Raw genomic sequence first — 19,589 nt, forward strand, 5'->3', positions numbered from 1 at the left:
GCTTTGACATGGGGCGAGCAGCATGAAGGCTCCTACTTTCGAAGGAGCAAAACATGAAGAAGCTTGTGATCACCGCTGGTGCTGCCGCCCTGCTGTCGCTGGGTGCCATGGTCGTGCCCTCGACCGCACTGGCCGACGTGGCGGTGTCGGTTCAATTCGGCCCGCCGGCTCCTGTGTACGAACGCGTGCCCGCGCCGCGCCCCGGCTACGCCTGGGCACCCGGCCACTACGAGTACAAGCACGGCCGCTACGCGTGGAAGGGCGGACGCTGGATGACCGCGCGCCCCGGCTACGCCTATCACTCCCCGGACTGGGTCCAGCGCAACGGCCGCTGGTACTACAGCCAGGGACGCTGGGACCGCGACCACGCGGCCAACCGCCACGACCGTGACGGCGACGGCGTGCCCAACCGCTACGACCGCAATCCGAACCAGCCGGACCGCGTGGGCTACGACAACGACCGCGACGGTGTGTCGAACGCGCACGACCGCCGCCCGAACGACCCGCGCCGCCAATAAGCCGGGGCGCAGGCCACGTGCTTCAGGCGCGGGCGAAGAATCTCTACAAGACTTCGCCCGCGCTTGACACCCCCTTTACAAAAGCACCGCAGCATGGAGTCACGCAACGATTTCGACGTTGCTCAGACAAAGGAGCCCACCATGAACCGCATCGTCCGCAACAGCATCGCCACCGGCCTGGTATCCCTTGCCGTGCTCGGCGCCAGCGCTGCCAGCGCCCAGGTCTGGGGCTCGGTCAGCATCAACCTGCCCGGCCCGCCCATCGCCGTGGTGCCGGCACCTCCGGTGTACGGGCGCCCCGCGCCCGTCTACGTGCAGCCCGCGCCGCGCGCCTACGGTCCGGCCTATGGCCACGGCCATGGCCACTACGACCGGGGCGGCTACTACGGCAATCGCGGCTACTACAGCCAGGAGCGCTACCGCGGCGCCCGCTGGGACCGTGACGGCGACGGCGTGCCCAACCGCCACGACCGCCGCCCGGACAATCCGTACCGCTACTGAACGGGCGTGAAAGAGCTCAAGGCTGCAGCAGCCTGAAGGCCAGCGGCATGAGCAGCGCGGCCAGCAGCACCTGCAGTCCCAGCGCCAGGCCGGCATAGGCGCCGGCCTGCGCATCCACCTGCAGGGCGCGCGCGGCGCCGATGCCGTGCGATGCGGTACCCAGCGCGAAGCCGCGGGCCGCATAGCCCTCCGGGTCGGTGGTGACGCGGAGCGCATCGAACAGGTACTTGCCCGAGAGCGCGCCGATCATCCCGGTGAGCACCGTGAACACCGCCGACAGCGCCGGGATGCCGCCGATCTTTTCGGAGATGCCCATGGCCACCGGCGCCGTCACCGACTTGGGCGCCAGCGACAGCACCACATCGTGCGGCAGGCCCACCGCCCAGCCCAGCACAAGCGCACTCACGCAGGCCGTTGCACCGCCCAGGAAGGCCGCCAGCAGGATCCGGCCGAAGCGTTCGCGCAGTTCCTGCCGTCGCTGCCACAGCGGCCAGGCCAGCGCCACCACGGCAGGGCCGAGCAGGAAGTGGATGAACTGCGCCCCGGCGAAGTAAGTGGGGTAGTCCACCCCGGTGGCCAGCAGGCCGCCCGCCAGCGCCAGCACGGACCACAGCACTGGATTGGCCCAGGGCGCGCCGCCCAGCCGTGCCGACACCGCCTGCGCGATCAGGTAGACCACCAGCGTGGCCGTCAGGCCGAAGAGCGGGGAGGCGGAAAGGTAGATCCAGAGTTCGACGAAGCGTGGCATCGGCGCTTTCCCTTCAGGTCTTGTTGTCGCCCGCTTCGGGACGAGGCCACCACATCACGGCCACCGTCACCGCCAGCCCGATCCAGGTCGACAGCACGATCACCAGCAGCATGCGCCCGCCGTACTGCGCCAGCAGGGCCAGGTGCGTCATCACGCCGACCCCGACCGGGATGAAGAGCAGTGAGAGATGCGCAAGCAGAAAGCTGGCGCATTCGCTCACCGGCTCGCGGATGAAGCCGATGCGCAGGCCCGGCAGCAACAGCACCAGGCCCACCACCGGCCCGGGAAGGGGCAGCGAGAAGGCGCGCGAAAGGACTTCGCCGATGGACTGGAAGACGAGAAGCCAGGCGAGGCCGCGCAAGCCGTTCATGGCCGGCTCGGCCCTGGCGTTGCGTCGGGTTGCCTGCGCAAGCAGCGCCCGGACCGGGCGATGCTTCGGGCCGTCGCGTCGCCAGCGATCGCAACTGGAGCAGCAACGAAGGACGAGGGCAGCCTGATCATTGCCGCGATTGTGCGGCAGTGGATTGCCTCGTGCCGAAGGGTCAGCGGATGTCCGTCAACTCGATCTCTTCGCGGATCACGTAGGAAGCGCTGCCGCTGCCGCCGCGCGATCGGGCGCCAAAGCGGACCACGCGCCCGAGCTCCGGCGAATACCAGGCTTCCGCGTGATAGAAGCCGGTCACGGCCGGCGCCCGCGCCAGGCCGCCGCGGTAGTCCACGCGGATCGTCTCGAGCTTGCGACCGGCAATGACCAGCGTTTCCGTCTCGGAGGCCGTCGCGGTCAGCTTCATCCGGCCTTGCGGCGGCACGCCATAGGAGATCGACCAGCTCATGCCCAGCGGCGGCGTGCTGCTCACCCAGCCGCCGGGCGGCATCGAAGCGTCGAATTCTCCGGCGATCGACTGTCCGACGCTGACCACCTCGCCGCTTGTCTTCTCGACCCAGCCGCCGTTGTTGAAGCTGCGGCGATCCGCTTGCGCCTGCGTGGCGTCGAGTTGATAGACCACCTTGCGCTCACTGCCGGTGAGGCGGTCGCGCAGCGTGTATTCGAGTGCGGTGAAGCCGCCCGCCGCAGCCTGGCCCGAACCGCCCGTCACAGGCAGGCGCGGTTGCAGCGCGAATGCCTCGACGGCTGCACGGCCGCGCGTCGGAAGCTCCTGGATCCACGAAGCCGGCATCGCCAGGTTCGAGATGGCGCCGCCGGCGGGCGTTGCGCCGATGAGGCCGGCGAGCCGGCCTTGCGCATCGAACAGGCCCGCGCCGCCAAGCCCTCGGGCGCGCTTGCGAGTTGCAGCGCATCGACGCTGCCCTGGCTTGAACGGCGCACTGCGGCCAGCATCGCGATGCCCAGTGCCATCTCCTGTCCGCGCGGCGCGCCGATGGAGTACAGCGGCATGCCCACGGCCAGGTCGGCTGCGGGCACGAGGGCCAGCGAGGCAGCCGGGAGGTTGGGCACGCGCAATTGGCAGAGGTCGCGCTCGACGTCAGGAAACTCCAGCGTTGCGCCATAGCTCACGTTGTCGCGCCGCAGGCTCAGCTGGCTGGCCTTCGCCAGCAGCCGGCAACTGGTCAGGGCGGCGCCGGGGCCCAGGGCTACCGCGCTTCCAGTGCCAACGGACTTGCCCTGAGCGTCGTTGGCCTGCAGCACCCAGACATGGGGCGACGTGCGTTCGAACAGGGCTTGCGGCGTCAGGCCGTTGCGCGCAGATGGGACCTGGGCGAAGGCGGCTGAGGAGCACAGCGATGCAGCCGCAATGGAAAGTGCCGCGTATCGGCGGGGCAGGGCGGGAATAGCGAACATCATCGTGCGGCTGGCATCAGTTGCTGCAGATCCTGCATGGAGGTCTTGCCGAAAGGCGTATTGGCAGGGGCTGCCGGCGCAGTGGCGCGCGCGGCTGGCGCGGTGGCTGCGGGTGCTGCCGATGCGGGCAGCACCGCCGGCGTCGGGGCTGCCGGCGCAACACCCTGTGCGATGGCCGGGCCTTGACCCGCAGGCGACGCGGCGGCCGTCTGGGTGGACACCGCGAGGCTGCCGCCGTAGGCCAGCGAGGGAAGCTCGGCCCGTGCCTGTGCCTCGCTCACCATGGAGAAGGTCGGTCGGCCGACCAGGAGCCCGAAGCCGATGCCCATTGCCACGTACGAGACCGCCATCGGCTGCACCTTCACGTTGAGGGTGGCCTCGGTCTCGGTCTTCGCGCTGGCGCGGTATTCGCCGGCAGGGCGGTCAACGAAAAAGAAGCTGTTGGGCTGGGAGGTGCCGACGAGTTGGCCGTTCAGCCTGACCTCGGGTTGCACGGCCGCGCCCAGGGCGGATGCGCGATAGAAGAAGACGCGCCCCTGTTCCTTCTCGAGCGGAGGAAGCTTTCCCTCGATCTCCATGTAGCGCGGGCCTGTGGCCCCACAGCCCACGAGGCACAGCGCCGCGGCGGCCATGCCCATCCAACTCAGCCAACGCATCATCGCGCCATCTCCAATGGTGGTTCTGCGCGGGATGCTACACGTTGTTACATGCCTCCTTGGCGAGCAGTTGCGGGCATGTAGCGCTAGCGAAACACCACAGTCCGATGCCCGTTCAACAGCACCCGGTGCTCCGAATGCCACTTCACCGCGCGGGCGAGCACCTGGCTCTCGGTGTCGCGGCCACGTGCCGTGAGGTCTTCAACGGTGTCGGTGTGGTCGGCGCGGGCCACGTCCTGCTCGATGATCGGGCCTTCGTCCAGGTCGGCCGTCACGTAGTGGGCGGTGGCGCCGATCAGCTTCACGCCGCGGTCATGGGCCTGGTAGTAGGGTTTGGCGCCCTTGAAGCTGGGCAGGAAGGAGTGGTGGATGTTGATGGCGCGGCCCTGCAGCTTGGTGCACAGGTCGTTGCTCAGCACCTGCATGTAGCGGGCCAGCACCACCAGCTCGGCGCCTTCCTCCTGGATGATCTCGAATTGCTTCGCCTCGGCATGCGCCTTGGTGGCCGCCGTCACCGGGATGTGGTGGAAGGGCACGTTGTAGCTGGCGGCCAGCTGGTAGAACTCGCGGTGGTTCGAGACGATGGCGCGGATGTCGATGGCCAGCAGGCCGCTCTTCCAGCGGAACAGCAGGTCGTTCAGGCAGTGGCCTTCCTTGCTGACCATGATCACCGTCTTCATCGGCAACTGGGCGGCGTGCAGCTGCCAGTTCATGCCGAAGCCCTGGGCGAAGCCTTCCAGGTCGGCCTTCAGCTCGGTTTCGCTGCGATCTCCGCAGGCGAAGCGCACGCGCATGAAGAACAGGCCGGTGCCGTGGTCGTTGTACTGGGCCGCTTCTTCGATGTTGCCCCCGCGCTCCAGCAAGAAGCCGGAGACGGCATGGACGATGCCGGTGCGGTCGGGACAGGAGAGATTGAGGATGTACGCGGGATTCATAGAGCCCGCGATTGTCGCAAAGCCCGCTCAGGCCGGCTCGAAGCGGTACAAATCCGCCGGATTGCGCACCAGGATCTGCTCGCGCAGGGTGGCCGACGGCGCGATCCGGGCGAGGGCGTCGACCAGGGCGCCGTCGTCAGGGACGTGCCAGTGGTTGGGGTGCGGCCAGTCGGTGCCCCAGACGCACTGATCCGGAAACTCGGCGGCCAGCAGGCCGGCCAGCTCGATCCCATCCGAGTAGTCCGCCCGTTTCGAAATCCGGTCGATGCCGCTGAGCTTGACCCAGGTGCGGTCCCGGCCCGCGCGCAGCTGCGATCGCAGCGCCCTGAAGTCGGCGTGCCCTGGTCCCAGCGCGGCGTCGACCCGGCCCATGTGGTCGATGACCACCTGCACGGCGCTCTCCCCGATCAGCCGGGCGAGCGAATGGATCAGCGGCCCCTCGATCTGCAGCTGAAGGTGCATGTCCAGCGCGGCGAGCCGCCGGGTCAGTGCCAGCACGGGACCAGCGTCGCGGGCCACGGCCTCGGCGCTCATGAAGTTGAAGCGCACGCCCCGCAAGCCCGCTGCGGCCAGCCGCGCCAATTCCGCATCGGGCACGTCGGACGGCACCAGCGCCACGCCGAGGTAGCGCCCGCCACCGGCGGCGATGGCGTCCTCCACCACCCGGTTGTCGAAGCCGTGCACCAGCGACTGCACGATCACGCAGCGGCCGATGCCCAGCCGGCGGTGCAGGGCGAACAGGGCCTCCCTGGGCGCGTCGCCCGGCCGGATGGCCGAGGCCGCATCGAAGGGAAAGCGCGCCAGCGGCCCGAAGACATGCACGTGCGCATCGCAGGCCAGCGGCGGCAGCGCCAGGGCGGGAATGCCCGGATTCGGGTGCCAGGTCGGCTCGCGGGTGTCCATGCCGGCGCATTGTGCGCGAGGGTGCCAAAATGCCCCTCCCTGCCCGTACCCGGGCACCGTCAAAGCAGCCAGCACCAGGAGTGATTCGATGGCCTACAACGACTTCCGCATGGACAACCAGTGGTTGCCCTTCACCCCCAACCGCCACTTCAAGAAGGACCCGCGCGTCTTCGTGGCGGCCGACGGCATGGAGTTCACCACGCACGACGGCAAGAAGGTGATCGACGGCATCTCGTCCCTGTGGTGCGTGGGCGCGGGCCACAACCGCAAGCCCATCAACGAGGCCATCAAGAAGCAGCTGGACACGCTGGACTACGCCACCGCCTTCCAGGTGAGCAACGACAAGGCCTTCCGTGCGGCCGAGATGATCGCCGAGCTGGCGCCGGGCGACCTCAACAAGGTGCTGTTCTGCAACTCCGGCAGCGAGGCCGCCGACACCTCGCTGAAGGTGGCGCTGGCCTACCACCGCGCGCGCGGCGAGGGCCACCGCACCATCTTCATCGGCCGCGAGAAGGGCTACCACGGCGTGAACTTCGGCGGCATGTCGGTGGGCGGCATTCCGGGCAACCGCAAGGTCTTCGGTAGCGCCATGCTGCCCAAGGTGGACCACATGCGTTTCATCCACGACCCGGTGAACCATGCCTACATCCACAACGAGGAACCGGTGTGGAAGGAAGACGCGCTGGCCGACCTGGAGCAGCGCATCCTGCCGCTGCACGACCCGAGCAACGTCGCGGCCATCATCGTCGAGCCGGTCGCTGGCTCGGCCGGCTGGTACCTGCCGCCCAAGGGCTACCTCGCCAAGCTGCGCGAGATCTGCGACAAGCACGGCATCCTGCTGATCTTCGACGAGGTCATCACCGGCTTCGGCCGCATGGGCACCAACTTCGCGTCCGACTACTACGACGTGGTGCCCGACATGCTCAACTTCGCCAAGTGCGTGACCAACGGCGTGATCCCGCTGGGCGGCGTGCTCGTGCGCGACAAGCTCTACGACGCGATGATGAACACCAGCGCGCCCGAGCATGCGGTGGAGTTCTTCCACGGCTACACCTACTCGGGCCACCCGGTGGCCTGCGCCGCGGCCATCGCGACGCTCGACCTGTTCAAGGCCGAGGGCCTGTTCGCGCGTGCCGGCGAAATGGGCAAGGTGCTGGGCGATGCCTTCCACGGCACCTTCAAGGGCCTGCCCAACGTGGTGGGCATCCGCAGCCTGGGCCTGGCCGCCGCGGTGGAACTGGCGCCCATCGCCGGACTGCCAGGCAAGCGTGCCTACGACATCTTCCTGGACTGCTACCACGCCGGCGCGCTGGTGCGCCCGGCCGGCGACGTGCTGGTGATCGCGCCGCCCTACATCGTGGAGAAGTCGCACATCGACACGCTGGTCAACACGCTGGCGGACGCGATCAAGCGCCACGCCTGATCCGCAAGGGCCGCCCGCTGGGCGGCCCGTTCACTTCGTCGGTGCGGGCGGCGGCCGGTTCGCCTTGAACTCGGCGCAGTAATCCTTTGGGGGCAGCGCCGGCGTGAGCCACACGGCGTCGTAGACCGCCGGGCTGGCCTTGTCTTCCTGCGGCGCATCGCCTGCCACCAGGCGCACCACGCGCACTTCCATGTCGGTGGGCAGGTGCTGCGGCACGCCCACCACGCGCGGGCTGTGGCCGGCGCCACTGACCAGCACCACCGTCTTGCCGGCTGACTTCACCTGGATCAGCGCCTGCGCCATGGCGCGGTCGCGGGCGATCTGGATGCGGGTCATGGGGCCGATCTGCGATTCGGGCAGGGCGTTGCAATGGCCGTCGCGCACCGCCTCCCGCTGGGCCTTGAGCGCCGCGGGGCTCAGCTGGGCGTCCAGCGAGACGTCCTCCATGGCGTCCTTCATGCGGGCGCGGGGCAGGTTGGCGCCCAGCACCAGCACGCCGGATTTCACGGCGGCCATCACCACCGGGCCGTAGGTTTTCCATGGCCAGCCGGCATCGTTCCAGCGCAGGGCCGTGCGCACCTGGGCCTCGGTGGCGTCGGGCGGCAGGCCGCGCGTGTCGTTGCCCAACTCCGCCATCTCCAGCGCCAGGGCGGCCAGCTGGCCCTTGGCGGCCAGGGCCTCCACCACCTCGCGCTCGATGCGCTGGTGTTCCGCGGCATCGTGCTGCTCGCCGATCAGGAGGAAGTTGGTGGGCATCAAGGCCTGGACCCGTTGCGCGATGGGGGCCGAAGGATCGGACGCAGGCGCCGGCGGCGGCGCAAGCGACGCGCAACCGGCCAGCGCAATGCCGCTCAGGGCCAGGCCGAAGAAGCGAAGCAGGGACGAGGAGGGGACGATGCCGAGCATGGGTGCGTACTATGCGCCCGCTTGGGGCATGCATGCTTTGCACCCGTGCAAAAAAGAATGGCCGCTCCCATGGAGCGGCCACTCACTTTGGAAGACGGGGCGGTCAGTGCATCAGCACCGGGTTCTGCGCCAGCTCGGCGTAGCCTTCGAGGGTGGTTTCCACCTCTTCCTCGGTCGGCGTGTTGAGCTGCCAGGCGGCGATCTTCTTCTGGAACAGCTCGGCCCAGGAACCGTCGAGGTACACCTCCTTGCCGGAGCGCTTGTCGACGATTTCGAAGCCATGGCGCGCCAGCACCGGCAGGTCGGGTGTCAGTGCGGTTTCTTCCTCGTTGGCCTGCAGGTGCACGACAACGAAAGATTCCGAGTCATAGAGCATTTGCATGGTGTTGAAAGTCCGGTAGTCCTTGCTACTCATGATCGTTAGATAGCAATCAGTGCGCCAGTTTCAAGAGTGACGCACTTTTTGTAGGAAATGTGAGTCCGCCCGCGTGGTCCGCGGCGCCTGACGTGCGTTTTCTCATGAGTTGCGCAAGAAGTCTGCGCGCATCGGGTCGCCGATTCATCGCCTTCTTGCCGCCATGCCTCAAGGTGGTGACAGATCCCGCAGTTGCAAGTCGATCACGTCGCCATCCTGCTGGGTCTGGCGCATGCGCGCCGGCAGCCAGCCCAGTTCGGGCGCCAGCCACAGCTCCAGCTTGTAGTCGTACTCGCCACGCGGGCTGCGAGAGAGGCGCCGCACCTCGTATTCGCCTGCCGGAACGCTGATGCGCTCGGTGCCTTCCACGACGAAGGTCCAGATGCCCGCGTCCTTGGGCCCCACGGTCTGGATGGCGATGCGGCTGCCTTCGGGATAGCGCGCCGGATCGCCCGCCAGCAGGGCGCCCAGCTGCATCACGACGCTGAGGCGGTCCTGCGCGCCGGGCAGCAGCGGCACGCTGGGCGCGTTGTTGCTGAAGACGATCTTGTTCTCGCCGCGCACCAGGTGCGAGGCCACCTCGGTCTTGCGCGTCTCGGAAAAGCGATCGGGCACGATGCCGCCCGCGTCCACGTGGCCGACGCTGGTCTGGCTGCGAATGGTCTTCCACATCACCTTCAAGGCGAGGCGGGCGTTGTATTCGCTGCCGTCCTGCAGCCACAGCAGTTCGCCGAACACGCCCTTCCAGGGCTGCACGCCGCGCTGTCCCAGCATCTCGAAATTCAGGCGCACGGAGGCATGCACCTTCTTGTCCTGGCCGGCGCCGGGGGGCGCGTAGCCGGCGCCCTCCGCGTCGCCGGCGCCCGCCTGGCCCTCGGTGCCCGCCGTGCTGCCGGCGGCCGTGCCCTTTCCCTCGCTGGCGCCGGCTGCGTTGACGGGGGCGGGTTCGGCGGCGGCCGGCGCTTCGGGCAGCGGTGGCGGCGTGAGTTCGATGCGCGACATCGCGGCGGCCGCGTCCTCGGTGGCCATGACCGAGGCCGGTGGCGATGCCTCCTGCGGCGCGGGGTCCGGGTGCGGAGCGGCGCTGCGCCGTGGTGCCGGGGCGGCGTGGTGCTCGGCCGCCTTCTTCGGAGTTGCCTTGGGGGCGGCTTCTGCCGCCGGCGGCGCCGGGGCCACCGGTGGAGCCAGCACGATGGTGCGGGTGACGAAGCGCTGTTCCAGCGGCAGCGGCGCCTCCTGACCTCCCCACTGCGGCAGCGTGGCCAGCAGCGCCGCATGCACGAGCACGACCAGCACCGTCACCAGCGCGATCTGGCGCCAGCTGGAGTCGTGGAGGGCGGTTTCGTTGGGCAGGCTCATGGGGCGTGTTCGTTGGAAGCGCCGGCGGGCCGAAGGTTCAGCCTCGCTACACTGCCCGTTCGCCCCAGTTTAGTCGTCGTGCCGCCCTCCCTTTTGCGCCGGGCGGCACGCGCGCAGAAGCAGCATCATGAAACTCGCCACCTACAAGGACGGCTCGCGCGACGGCCAACTGGTCGTCGTCTCGCGCGACCTCTCGCTCGCCCACTACGCCACCGGCATCGCCGCGCGCCTGCAGCAGGTGCTGGACGACTGGAGCTTCCTGAGCCCGCAGCTGCAGGACCTGTACACCGCGCTCAACCAGGGGCGCGCGCGCCACCCCTTCCCCTTCGATCCGCAGCAGTGCATGTCGCCGCTGCCGCGCGCCTACCAGTGGGCCGACGGCTCGGCCTACATCAACCACGTGGAGCTGGTGCGCAAGGCGCGCAATGCCGAGGTGCCGCAGAGCTTCTACACCGACCCGCTCATGTACCAGGGCGGCAGCGACGACTTCATCGGTCCCTGCGACCCGATCACGGTGCCCAGCGAGGCCATGGGCATCGACTTCGAGGCCGAGATCGCGGTCGTCACCGGCGACGTGAAGATGGGCGCCTCGCCCGAGCAGGCGCTGGACGGCATCCGCCTGGTGATGCTGGCCAACGACGTGTCGCTGCGCAACCTGATCCCGGCGGAGCTCGCCAAGGGCTTCGGCTTCTTCCAGAGCAAGCCGGCCACCGCCTTCAGCCCGGTGGCCGTCACCCTCGACGAACTGGGCGAGGCCTGGGACAAGGGACGCGTCAACCTCGCTCTGCAGAGCACCTGGAACGGCCGCAAGGTCGGCATGTGCGATGCCGGCCCGGAGATGACCTTCCACTTCGGCGAGCTCATCGCGCACATCGCCAAGACCCGCAACGTGCGCGCCGGCAGCATCGTGGGCAGCGGCACCGTGAGCAACAAGGGCGTGGAGCGCAAGGACGGCCGCATGGACTGGCCCAAGGGCTACAGCTGCATCGCCGAGAAGCGCTGCATCGAGACCATCCTGGACGGCCAGCCCAGCACCGAGTTCATGAGGTACGGCGACACCATCCGCATCGAGATGAAGGGGCTGGATGGCCGTTCGCTGTTCGGCGCCATCGACCAGGAAGTGGTTGCGCCGGGTGCCAGGACCCGGGCCGCTGCCAAGGCCGAGGCCGCAGGCAACGACAGCGAAGAGCGCTCCGAGGACTGAAGGAGCGTCGTCGGATCAGGCCGCGCGCAGCAGATCCTTCTGCGTACGGATGCCCAGCCGCCGGAAGGCGCGGTACTGGTGGGTGCGCACCGTGCTCAGCTCGATGCCCAGTTCGCGCGCCGCCTCCTTGGCGGTGCGGCCAGCGCGCAGCTGGTCGATGACCTCGCGCTCGCGCAGGCTCAGGCCCAGCAGGCGCGATCCGAACTCGGCCTGCACGACACCCTGCGTGGCGGCGGCGCTGCGGCCATGCGCTGCGGTGGCGGCGGCCAGCAGTTCGGCATGCGCCTCGATCACCTCGAAATCCGACGCGCCGAACTCGGGCTGCGCCAGGCTGCGGTAGAAGCTCACCGCGGCGCGCTGGCCACCGGGCAGCAGCAGCAGCACCGAGGCCCGCTCGCGGATGCCCACGTCGCCATAGCAGGCGGCGCGGTAGGCCGGGTCGGCGACTTCCTCGGCCCGCTGGTGGCCCAGCCACAGCTGCGGGCGCTTGGGCAGGGCGCGGGCGGCCAGCCACACCATGTTCGGGTCCTGCAGGTCGAAGCGCTGCGCCACGTAACGCTCGGCGGTGCGCTCGGCCGTGCTGCCGTAGCTGCTGGCGGCCGACACGGTCTCGATGCGGCCGCTGCCGCCTACCGCGAACACGGTGCAGAAGGTGACGGGCATGAGGCGATGCATCGCATCGAGGTAGCTGCGCGCTAGATGCTGCGTGCCCACGCCCGAGAGCAGCGTCAGCACGACCGGCGAGGCGAAGGCGGCCGGCGGGGCAGGGGAGAGGCGCCAGCGTCTCATGCGGCCCGCTCGAAGGAGAAGATCAGGGTTTTCACTTCGTACGAAGTTAGGACAACGTGGCCTGTGGCACATCCGGACAATCCCTTCGCATGAACACCAGCGTCCTCACCCCCACGCCATCGGCCCGCGCCGGTGATGCCGCCATCGGCCCGCTGGCGCCGCTGCTGTCCGGCGATGCGCTGCCGCCCGCGGTGGGCGACTTCCGCTACACGCGCTTCGCGCCCTGGCTGCCGCCGCTGGAGAACGGCATGGAGCCGGGCCGCCACCCGGTGGTCATCGTGGGCGGCGGTCCGGTGGGCATGGCGGTGGCGCTGGGCCTGGCCAACCACGGCGTGCGCAGCGTCATCCTGGAAGCCGACGACACGGTCTGCGTGGGCAGCCGCGCGGCCTGCGTGTCGCGTCGCAGCCTGGAGATCGTGGAGCGCCTGGGCGCGCTGCAGGCCTTCCTCGAGAAGGGCTTCGCCTGGACCGGCGGCACCAGCTTCTACAAGACCGAGGAGGTGTTCCGCTTCGAGATGCCCAACGACGCGCAGCAGAAGCTGCCGCCCATGATCAACCTGGAGCAGTACTACATCGAGCAGTACCTGCTGGACGAGATCGTCCGGCGCAACGCCGCCACCCCCGGGCTGATCGACATCCGCTGGGCCACCGAGCTCACCGGCTTCGAGGACCGGGGCGAGGCCGGCCTGACGCTGCAGGCGCGCAACCCGCTGGGCAGCTACGCCCTGCACGCCGGCTGGATGGTGGCCTGCGACGGCGGCCAGAGCTTCGTTCGCAAGTCGCTGGGCCTGAGCTTGGAAGGCACGGCCTACGAAGGCCGCTACGTGATCATCGACATCGAGCTGCACAGCAGGCATCCGACCGAGCGCCGCGCCTGGTTCGACCCCCCGTGGAACCCCGGCTCCACCGTGCTGATGCACCGCCAGCCCGACGACATCTGGCGCATCGACTACCAGCTGCGCGCCGGCCAGGACAGCGAGACCGCCCTGCAACCCGAGAACGTGCGCGAGTTCGTCACCCGCCACCTGGAAGCCATCGGCGAAGGCCACCTGCCGTGGAAGACGGTGTGGACCTCGATCTACCGCGCCGGCGCGATGACGCTGCAGAGCTACCGCCACGGCAGCGACGGCCGCATCCTCTTTGCAGGCAACGCGGCGCATGCCATGCCCATCTTCGGCGTGCGCGGACTCAACTCGGGCTTCGACGACGCCGACAACCTGGCCTGGAAGCTGGCGCTGGTGGCGCGCGGCGTGGCCGACGCCTCGCTGCTGGACAGCTATTCGAGCGAGCGCATCGCCGCCTTCCACATCAACGCCGAGAGCGCGATGCGCAGCACCGAGTTCATGTCCCCGCCCTCGCGCGGCTTCGACCTGCTGCGCGAGGCTGCGCTGTCGCTGTCGGGTGAGCATCGCGGCATCGCCAATCTCATCAACCCGCGGCAGACGCAGGCGGTGCACTACGCGCAGTCGCCGCTGTCGAGTGACAGCGACGAACTGCCCGCCGGTCCGCGGCCGGGCGAAGCGATGCCCGAGCAGGCACTGGCGGGCGAAGCGCACCTCACCGACCTGATCGGCCCGCACTTCACCGTGCTGGCCTTCAAGGCCGAGGCCGGCCCGGAACTGGGCGCCTGCGCCGCCGAAGTCGCGCAGGCCGTCGCACGCGGGCTACCGGTGCGGCTGCACGAACTCTCGCTAACGCCCGAGACTCAGCCGGCCTTTGCCGCCCTCGGCGCGCTCGAGGGCGCCGTCTACCTGCTGCGGCCCGACGGCCACGTGGCGGCGCGCTGGCGCCAGCCGCCCGCCGGCGCGCTGCTGCGCGCCATCGAACGCGCTGCCGCCCTCGGTGCCACCGTCAAGGAGAACGCATGAACCCCCACGCCCTGGCGCCCGAGTCGCGCGACCGTGTCTACGCCGCCTGCGCCCGCGCCATCAGCGAGGCGGGCAGCGAGCGCGAGTCGCTTTTCCTGGCGCGGCTGGCGCTGCTGCTGTTCGAGCAGGTCGGCGAGGAATCGCGCTGCATGAAGGCACTGGACGATGCGCTCAAGGCGCTGCCGATACCATCGCTGTCCGCATGAGGACACATCCTCGCAACCAACATCACCAACAAGGAGACTTTTCGATGGATCGCAGAACGCTTCTGGCCAGCCTGGCCGCCACCGGCGCCACCCTGGCCGCCCCCTGGGCCCGTGCACAGGGCGCCTACCCCGACCAGATGATCAAGTGGGTGGTGCCCTATCCGGCCGGCGGCGGCACGGATGTGATCGCGCGCCAGCTGGCCGAGGCGATGCGCGTCTCGCTGGGCCAGCAGATCGTGATCGACAACCGCCCGGGCGCCTCCACCAACATCGGCGCCGAGATCGTGGCCCGCGCCAAGCCGGACGGCTACACCATCATGTCGGCCGACAACGCGGTGCTGGCCTTCAACGAGCACCTGTTCAACAAGCTGCCCTTCAACCCGAGCAAGGACTTCAGCTACATCGGCGCGATCGGCAAGTTCCCGCTGGCGCTGGTGGTGAACCCGGACTTTCCGGCCCAGGACTTCAAGTCCTTCCTGGCCTATGCCAAGGCCAACCCGGGCAAGCTCAACTACGCCTCGCCGGGCAACGGCTCGCCGCACCACCTGGCGATGGAGATGTTCAAGAACCGCACGGGCACCTTCATCACCCACATTCCCTACCGCGGCGCCGCGCCGGCCATGGCCGACGTCATGGGCGGGCAGGTGCCCTGCATGTTCCTGGACCTGGCCTCGGGCCTGTCGATCATGCAGTCGGGCAAGGTGCGGGTGCTGGCCATCGGCTCGGCCCAGCGCTCCAAGCTGCTGCCCAACGTGCCCACGCTGGCCGAGGTGGGCGTGCCCAACAGCGAGGTCTTCGCCTTCCAGGGCATCCTGGGCCCGGCCGGCCTGCCGGGGCCGGTGGTGCAGCGCCTGAACTCGGAGCTGAACAAGTCCTTCACCACGCCGGCGGTTCAGAAGCGCTTCGCCGATTTCGGCATGGAAGCGATGCCCGGCTCGCCCGAGCAGTTCTTCGCGCTGGCGCGTGCGGAATCGCAGCGCTGGGGCCCCATCATCAAGGCCACCGGCGTCAAGCTGGACTGATCCGGCCGATCCGGCCTATTGCGAAGGCGGCCTGGAGACCGCCTCGACCGCGCCGCTGGCCGCCGGCGCGGGGGCGTCGCGCTTGACCAGTTCGCCGGCGTCGTTCCAGCTGCGCTCCTGCTGCACGCGGCCCTTGTCGTCGTAGACGCTCTCCGAGACCAGCAGTCCGCGGTCGTTGAAGCGCTTGTGCGTGCCCACCGCCAGCAGCGGCGCGCCGGCAGGCGCCAGGAAACGGCCCTCCGCCGAGCGCTGGCCGTTCTCGAAGTATTCGACCACGTCCACCACGCGGGCCGGGCCGGCGCCGCTGTAGCTGAACTTGGTCTTGGGCTGGCCGTTGTTGGTGTAGTAGCTGTCCTCGCGCACCAGCTCGCCGTTGGTGTCCCAGCGTTGCTCGCGCACCAGCCAGCCGCGCTCCGAATACTCCAGCGTGCGCTGGCGCACCGAGCGGTTGCGGTCCAGCAGCAGTGCCACCGACTCGCGCCGCTTGATGCCGGCCGAGGAGAACTGGCGCTCCACACGCTGGTTTCCGCTCAGTTCCTCCACCGAGGCCACCTGGCCGTTGTCGTAGAGGCTCTCGGCCTTCAGTCGCCGGCCATTGAGGAAGACCAGGCGCGAGCGCAGCACGCCCTTGTCGTCGTACAGGGCCACCGTCGAAGGCAGCTTCTCGAAGCCGCACAGCCGCTGGTCGTCCACCGCCGGATCGAGCAGCGGCTTGTCGGCGCAGCGCAGGAAGGTGAGCTGGCCGCGGGTGTTGAACTCCGCGACCGCGCGCTCGCCGCCGGGTTCGGCGCGCCAGGCGACCCGCCGGGGCTTGCCGTCGGGGTGGAAGCTGCGGGTCAGGCCCAGTTCCTGGCCGCTGTCGTAGGTCGATTCGCGCAGCAGCCGGCCGGTGTGCGGGTCCTTGCAGCGCAGCACGCCGCTCTTGCCGGCGGTGCTGGCGGGGTCGGAGAGTTGCACCGCCCGGCCGTCGATTTCGCACACCGCCGCGGCCGGCGAAGCGGCAATCGCCGGCCCCCAGAGGAGCGCCAACAGGATGCCGCCGGCCAGCTTCATGGTTGCGGTGCCCCTCGCCTCAGGTGGCGTAGACGCTGGCCAGCGACTTGAAGCCCTTCACCTCGATCGGGTTGCCGAAGGGGTCGCAGAAGAACATCGTCCATTGCTCGCCCGGCTCGCCTTCGAAGCGCACCTGGGGCGCGAGCACGAAGTCGGTGCCGGCGGCCTGCAGCCGCGCAGCCATCGCCTGCCAGGGCGCCAGCTCCAGGATCAGGCCGAAATGGGGCATGGGGACCATGGCATCGCCGACCTTGCCGGTGCGGGTGGTGGCGAAGGGCTCGCCCAGGTGCAGGGAGATCTGGTGGCCGAAGAAATCGAAATCCACCCAGGTGTCGGTGCTGCGGCCTTCGGCGCAGCCCAGCACGTCGCCATAGAAGCGCCGGGCCTCGTCGAGGTCGCGCACATGGAAGGCGAGGTGGAAGATGGACATGTGAGATTTCGTGTCGTTTGTCGCAGCATTGTCTACCCATGTGAGCGTTGGCGGATAATTCCGACACCATGAAAGCCCTTCGACGACTCCCGCAACTCGGCCGCCTCGTGCTGCTGTGGTTCGTGCTGTCGCTGGGCGTGGCAGTGGCCTCGCCGCTGGTGAACCCGCAATCGATGGAGCTGGTGTGCTCCAGTGCCGGCGCCATCAAGATGGTGGTGAAGACCGACGACGGCGCCCGCGAACTGGGCGCCAACCACCTGGACTGCCCACTGTGTACGCTGACCGGGGCACCGCCGCCGGCGGTCGATGCAGCCCGGTTCGTCCATCCCCTCCCGCTGGGCCACGCCGTCCAGTCCATTCCCGCGGCCCGCCTGGCCGCCGCGACCGCTGCGCCGCTGCCGGCGCGCGGGCCGCCCGCGCTCGTCTGATCGCCTGAAAGCGTTCCGCCGCGCCTGGCCGATCCGTCGGCCCGGCGCTTGCGGCCCTTGCGACAGGAACGGCGCCAGTGCACGGCGCCAGCGAGTCCATCGTGAATCCCACTTTTTCCTGGCTGGCGCTGGTCGCCGCCTTTCCCGCCTTGTCGGCGCCCCTGGCCTGGGGCCAGGCCGCCGACGCACCGCCCGAGCGCAGCAAGTCGCTGGGCGTTGTCACCGTCACCGGCGGGCAGCCCAGTTCGCTGCCCACGCAGATTCCCACCACCATCGAGGGCATCACCCGCGAGGAAATCGACACCCGCATCAACGCCACCGACAGCGAGGATGCGCTGAAGTACCTGCCCAGCCTGCTGGTGCGCAAGCGCTACATCGGCGACTACAACCACGCCATCCTGTCCACCCGCGCCTCGGGCACGGGCAACAGCGCGCGCTCCGCCGTGTATGCGGACGGCATCCTGCTGTCCAACTACCTGGGCAACGGCATCGCCAACGGCACCAACTACGCGCCGCGCTGGGGCATGGTCACGCCCGAGGAGATCGAGCGGGTGGACGTCATGTACGGCCCCTTCTCGGCCGCCTACCCGGGCAATTCGGCCGGCGCGGTGGTGGACTACGTGACCCGCATGCCCACCGAGCTGGAGGCGCACGTCTCGGCCGGCTTTTCCTCTCAGCCCTTCAGCCTCTACAACTCCAAGGACACCTTCAACAGCTGGCAGACCAGCGCCTCGCTGGGGAGCAGGAGCGGCGACTGGTCCTGGTGGATCGACCTGAACCGCACCGACAGCCAGGGCCAGCCGCTGACCTTTACCACGGCCACGGTCGCCTCGGGCGTGCCGGGCTCCGCGGGCGTGCCGGTGAGCGGCTACGTGCGGGGCCTGAACACCACCAACCAGCCCTGGTACATCCTGGGCACCGGCACGCAGTACCACTCGGTGCAGGACCACGCCAAGCTCAAGCTCGCCTACGACTTCTCCGGCACCGTGCGGGCCACCTACGTGCTGGGCTGGTGGCAGAACACCTCGGAAGGCCGGCCGCAGAGCTACCTGAGCAATGGCGCCGGCCAGCCGGTGTACAGCGGCCCCATCAACATCGAGGGCCGCAGCTTCAACCTGGCGCCCACGGCCTTCCCGCTCACCAACGACGAGCAGACCCACTACATGCACGGCCTGTCGGTGAAAAGCCGCACCGGCGGCACCTGGGACTGGGAGCTGAGCGCCAGCCTCTACGACTACGCCAAGGACCAGCAGCGCTCGCCCACCATCGCGCTGCCGCAGGCCGCGAACGGCGGCGCCGGCACCTTGCAGGACCAGGACGGCACCGGCTGGAACACGCTGGCGGCCAAGGGCACCTGGCGGCCACAGGGTGCAGGCGGGGCGCACATCGTCGACTTCGGCATCGGCCGCGACGCGTACAAGCTGGACATCGTCAAGAGCAACGTGCTGGGCAGCTGGCTGGTCGGGCCGGCCGGCGGCCTGGTGAGCGAAGTGGGCGGGCGCACCGAGACCTGGAGCGCCTGGGTGCAGGACAGCTGGTCCTTCGCGCCGCGCTGGAAGGCGGTGCTGGGCCTGCGCTACGAGGACTGGACCGCCAGCGACGGCCTCAGCGCCACCGCCACCAGCCGGCTCGGCTACCCGCAGCGCAGCGAGTCCGACTTCTCGCCCAAGGCGGCGCTGGCCTACCAGCTCTACGAAAGCACCGTGCTCAAGGGCTCGGTGGGCCGGGCGGTACGCTTTCCGACGGTGGGCGAGCTGTACGGCGCCACGTCTGGCGGCGCGCTGGCCTTCGTCAACGACCCGAACCTCCACCCCGAGAAGTCGTGGACCGGCGAGCTAAGCGCCGAGCAGGACCTGGGCAACGGCCTGGCGCGCGCCACGCTCTTCCACGAAGAGACCCAGGACGCGCTCTACAGCCAGCAGGTGCCCGGCACCAACCCGGTCATCTCGCGGGTGCAGAACGTGGACAAGGTGCGCACCACCGGCTTCGAGCTGGCCTACAGCGGCCAGGACGTGTGGATCAAGGGCCTGGAGATGGGCGCGAGCCTGACCTTCGCCGACTCGAAGACGGTGGAGAACGCCGCCTTTCCCGCCAGCGTGGGCAAGTGGCAGCCGCGCGTGCCGCGCTGGCGCTCCACCGTCTACGCCACCTGGCGGCCGGACGCGCGCTGGGCCGTCACCGGCGCCGCGCGCTACAGCGGCCAGCAGTACTCCACGCTGGACAACAGCGACGTGAACGGCGACGCCTACTTCGGCGCCAGCAAGTACTTCGTGGTGGACGTGCGGGTTCGATACCAGATCACCCGCCAGTGGTCGGCCGCCTTCGGCATCGACAACCTCAACAACGAGCAGTACTGGAATTTCCACCCCTACCCGCAGCGCACCTACACGGCACAGCTGCGCTTCGACCTGTGAGCACTATCCT

Annotated in this window: 22 protein-coding genes; 9 read left to right on the forward strand and 13 right to left on the reverse strand. The window is 69.3% G+C overall.

Going from position 1 to position 19,589, the window contains the following annotated elements; all coding sequences use genetic code 11:
* Positions 1-53 precede the first annotated feature (53 nt).
* Together BM345_RS19770 and BM345_RS19775 are read left to right on the forward strand one after the other, a co-directional pair.
* Positions 54-518: a YXWGXW repeat-containing protein gene (locus BM345_RS19770; RefSeq protein WP_093382451.1), complete on the forward strand. Its 465-nt coding sequence runs from the start codon at positions 54-56 to the stop codon at positions 516-518.
* Positions 519-659: 141 nt separating this feature from the next.
* Complete coding sequence (locus BM345_RS19775) at positions 660-1,019, forward strand: hypothetical protein (RefSeq protein ID WP_093382453.1); 360 nt, start codon at positions 660-662, stop codon at positions 1,017-1,019.
* Between the two features lie 16 nt (positions 1,020-1,035).
* Here BM345_RS19775 and BM345_RS19780 read toward each other — a convergent pair whose 3' ends face one another.
* The 7 genes from BM345_RS19780 to BM345_RS19810 form a co-directional block, all read right to left on the reverse strand.
* Entirely contained in the window at positions 1,036-1,767 is a 732-nt protein-coding gene (locus BM345_RS19780; protein ID WP_093382456.1) for an LrgB family protein, read from the reverse strand.
* Positions 1,768-1,780: 13 nt separating this feature from the next.
* Positions 1,781-2,137 (reverse strand): CidA/LrgA family protein, encoded by a 357-nt coding sequence (locus BM345_RS19785; protein WP_093382458.1) that lies wholly within the window; start codon positions 2,135-2,137, stop codon positions 1,781-1,783.
* A gap of 172 nt (positions 2,138-2,309) precedes the next feature.
* The gene (locus tag BM345_RS19790) at positions 2,310-2,864 is read right to left on the reverse strand and encodes a hypothetical protein (protein ID WP_093382461.1); all 555 of its coding nucleotides are present in this window, start codon (positions 2,862-2,864) and stop codon (positions 2,310-2,312) included.
* Positions 2,861-3,568: a S1 family peptidase gene (locus tag BM345_RS19795; RefSeq protein ID WP_139237567.1), complete on the reverse strand. Its 708-nt coding sequence runs from the start codon at positions 3,566-3,568 to the stop codon at positions 2,861-2,863. Before BM345_RS19795 ends, BM345_RS19790 begins: the two co-directional genes overlap by 4 nt.
* Positions 3,568-4,227, reverse strand: a complete 660-nt coding sequence (locus tag BM345_RS19800) for a DUF2846 domain-containing protein (RefSeq protein ID WP_093382466.1) — start codon at positions 4,225-4,227, stop codon at positions 3,568-3,570. The genes BM345_RS19795 and BM345_RS19800 overlap by 1 nt, the downstream gene beginning before the upstream one ends.
* An 83-nt stretch (positions 4,228-4,310) precedes the next feature.
* Positions 4,311-5,159 carry a formyltetrahydrofolate deformylase gene (gene purU, locus BM345_RS19805; RefSeq protein WP_093382469.1) on the reverse strand — a complete coding sequence of 283 codons (849 nt, stop codon included), beginning with the start codon at positions 5,157-5,159 and terminating at the stop codon, positions 4,311-4,313.
* Between the two features lie 27 nt (positions 5,160-5,186).
* Complete coding sequence (locus BM345_RS19810; RefSeq protein ID WP_093382472.1) at positions 5,187-6,062, reverse strand: amidohydrolase family protein; 876 nt, start codon at positions 6,060-6,062, stop codon at positions 5,187-5,189.
* A gap of 88 nt (positions 6,063-6,150) precedes the next feature.
* On the opposite strand from BM345_RS19810, the gene BM345_RS19815 reads away from it, so the two are divergent.
* Positions 6,151-7,485: an omega-aminotransferase AptA gene (locus BM345_RS19815; protein WP_093382475.1), complete on the forward strand. Its 1,335-nt coding sequence runs from the start codon at positions 6,151-6,153 to the stop codon at positions 7,483-7,485.
* A gap of 30 nt (positions 7,486-7,515) precedes the next feature.
* Here BM345_RS19815 and BM345_RS19820 read toward each other — a convergent pair whose 3' ends face one another.
* The 3 genes from BM345_RS19820 to BM345_RS19830 all read right to left on the reverse strand — a co-directional run bounded on the left by BM345_RS19820 (position 7,516) and on the right by BM345_RS19830 (position 10,165).
* On the reverse strand, positions 7,516-8,391 hold the full coding sequence (locus BM345_RS19820) for a ChaN family lipoprotein (protein ID WP_093382478.1): 876 nt from the start codon (positions 8,389-8,391) through the stop codon (positions 7,516-7,518).
* Between the two features lie 103 nt (positions 8,392-8,494).
* Positions 8,495-8,773, reverse strand: coding sequence for a BTH_I0359 family protein (locus BM345_RS19825; protein WP_175545083.1), 279 nt, complete (start codon positions 8,771-8,773; stop codon positions 8,495-8,497).
* Positions 8,774-8,974: 201 nt separating this feature from the next.
* On the reverse strand, positions 8,975-10,165 hold the full coding sequence (locus BM345_RS19830; protein ID WP_093382484.1) for a DUF3108 domain-containing protein: 1,191 nt from the start codon (positions 10,163-10,165) through the stop codon (positions 8,975-8,977).
* Positions 10,166-10,292: 127 nt separating this feature from the next.
* On the opposite strand from BM345_RS19830, the gene BM345_RS19835 reads away from it, so the two are divergent.
* On the forward strand, positions 10,293-11,369 hold the full coding sequence (locus BM345_RS19835; protein ID WP_175545079.1) for a fumarylacetoacetate hydrolase family protein: 1,077 nt from the start codon (positions 10,293-10,295) through the stop codon (positions 11,367-11,369).
* 15 nt (positions 11,370-11,384) lie between these two features.
* Here the strand turns inward: BM345_RS19835 and BM345_RS19840 are convergent, their stop codons facing one another.
* Positions 11,385-12,158 carry a helix-turn-helix transcriptional regulator gene (locus BM345_RS19840; protein WP_093382487.1) on the reverse strand — a complete coding sequence of 258 codons (774 nt, stop codon included), beginning with the start codon at positions 12,156-12,158 and terminating at the stop codon, positions 11,385-11,387.
* An 89-nt stretch (positions 12,159-12,247) separates the two neighbouring features.
* On the opposite strand from BM345_RS19840, the gene BM345_RS19845 reads away from it, so the two are divergent.
* Genes BM345_RS19845 through BM345_RS19855 form a run of 3 tightly spaced genes read left to right on the forward strand, consistent with a single transcriptional unit; the run spans position 12,248 to position 15,254 of the window.
* The gene (locus BM345_RS19845) at positions 12,248-14,026 is read left to right on the forward strand and encodes an FAD-dependent monooxygenase (RefSeq protein ID WP_093382490.1); all 1,779 of its coding nucleotides are present in this window, start codon (positions 12,248-12,250) and stop codon (positions 14,024-14,026) included.
* Entirely contained in the window at positions 14,023-14,232 is a 210-nt protein-coding gene (locus BM345_RS19850) for a hypothetical protein (protein ID WP_093382493.1), read from the forward strand. The genes BM345_RS19845 and BM345_RS19850 overlap by 4 nt, the downstream gene beginning before the upstream one ends.
* Before the next feature lie 44 nt (positions 14,233-14,276).
* On the forward strand, positions 14,277-15,254 hold the full coding sequence (locus tag BM345_RS19855) for a Bug family tripartite tricarboxylate transporter substrate binding protein (protein ID WP_093382496.1): 978 nt from the start codon (positions 14,277-14,279) through the stop codon (positions 15,252-15,254).
* 15 nt (positions 15,255-15,269) lie between these two features.
* Here the strand turns inward: BM345_RS19855 and BM345_RS19860 are convergent, their stop codons facing one another.
* Both BM345_RS19860 and BM345_RS19865 read right to left on the reverse strand, forming a co-directional pair.
* Positions 15,270-16,307: a toxin-antitoxin system YwqK family antitoxin gene (locus tag BM345_RS19860; protein ID WP_093382499.1), complete on the reverse strand. Its 1,038-nt coding sequence runs from the start codon at positions 16,305-16,307 to the stop codon at positions 15,270-15,272.
* 19 nt (positions 16,308-16,326) lie between these two features.
* Positions 16,327-16,737, reverse strand: coding sequence for a VOC family protein (locus tag BM345_RS19865; protein ID WP_093382502.1), 411 nt, complete (start codon positions 16,735-16,737; stop codon positions 16,327-16,329).
* Between the two features lie 68 nt (positions 16,738-16,805).
* Between BM345_RS19865 and BM345_RS19870 the strand changes: the two genes are divergently transcribed.
* Positions 16,806-17,165 carry a DUF2946 family protein gene (locus BM345_RS19870; protein ID WP_093382505.1) on the forward strand — a complete coding sequence of 120 codons (360 nt, stop codon included), beginning with the start codon at positions 16,806-16,808 and terminating at the stop codon, positions 17,163-17,165.
* A 149-nt stretch (positions 17,166-17,314) separates the two neighbouring features.
* Positions 17,315-19,579, forward strand: coding sequence for a TonB-dependent receptor (locus tag BM345_RS19875; protein WP_254789839.1), 2,265 nt, complete (start codon positions 17,315-17,317; stop codon positions 19,577-19,579).
* Positions 19,580-19,589 lie beyond the last annotated feature (10 nt).

The sequence above is a fragment of the Variovorax sp. OV329 genome, assembly GCF_900114785.1.
Lineage (GTDB): Bacteria > Pseudomonadota > Gammaproteobacteria > Burkholderiales > Burkholderiaceae_C > Variovorax.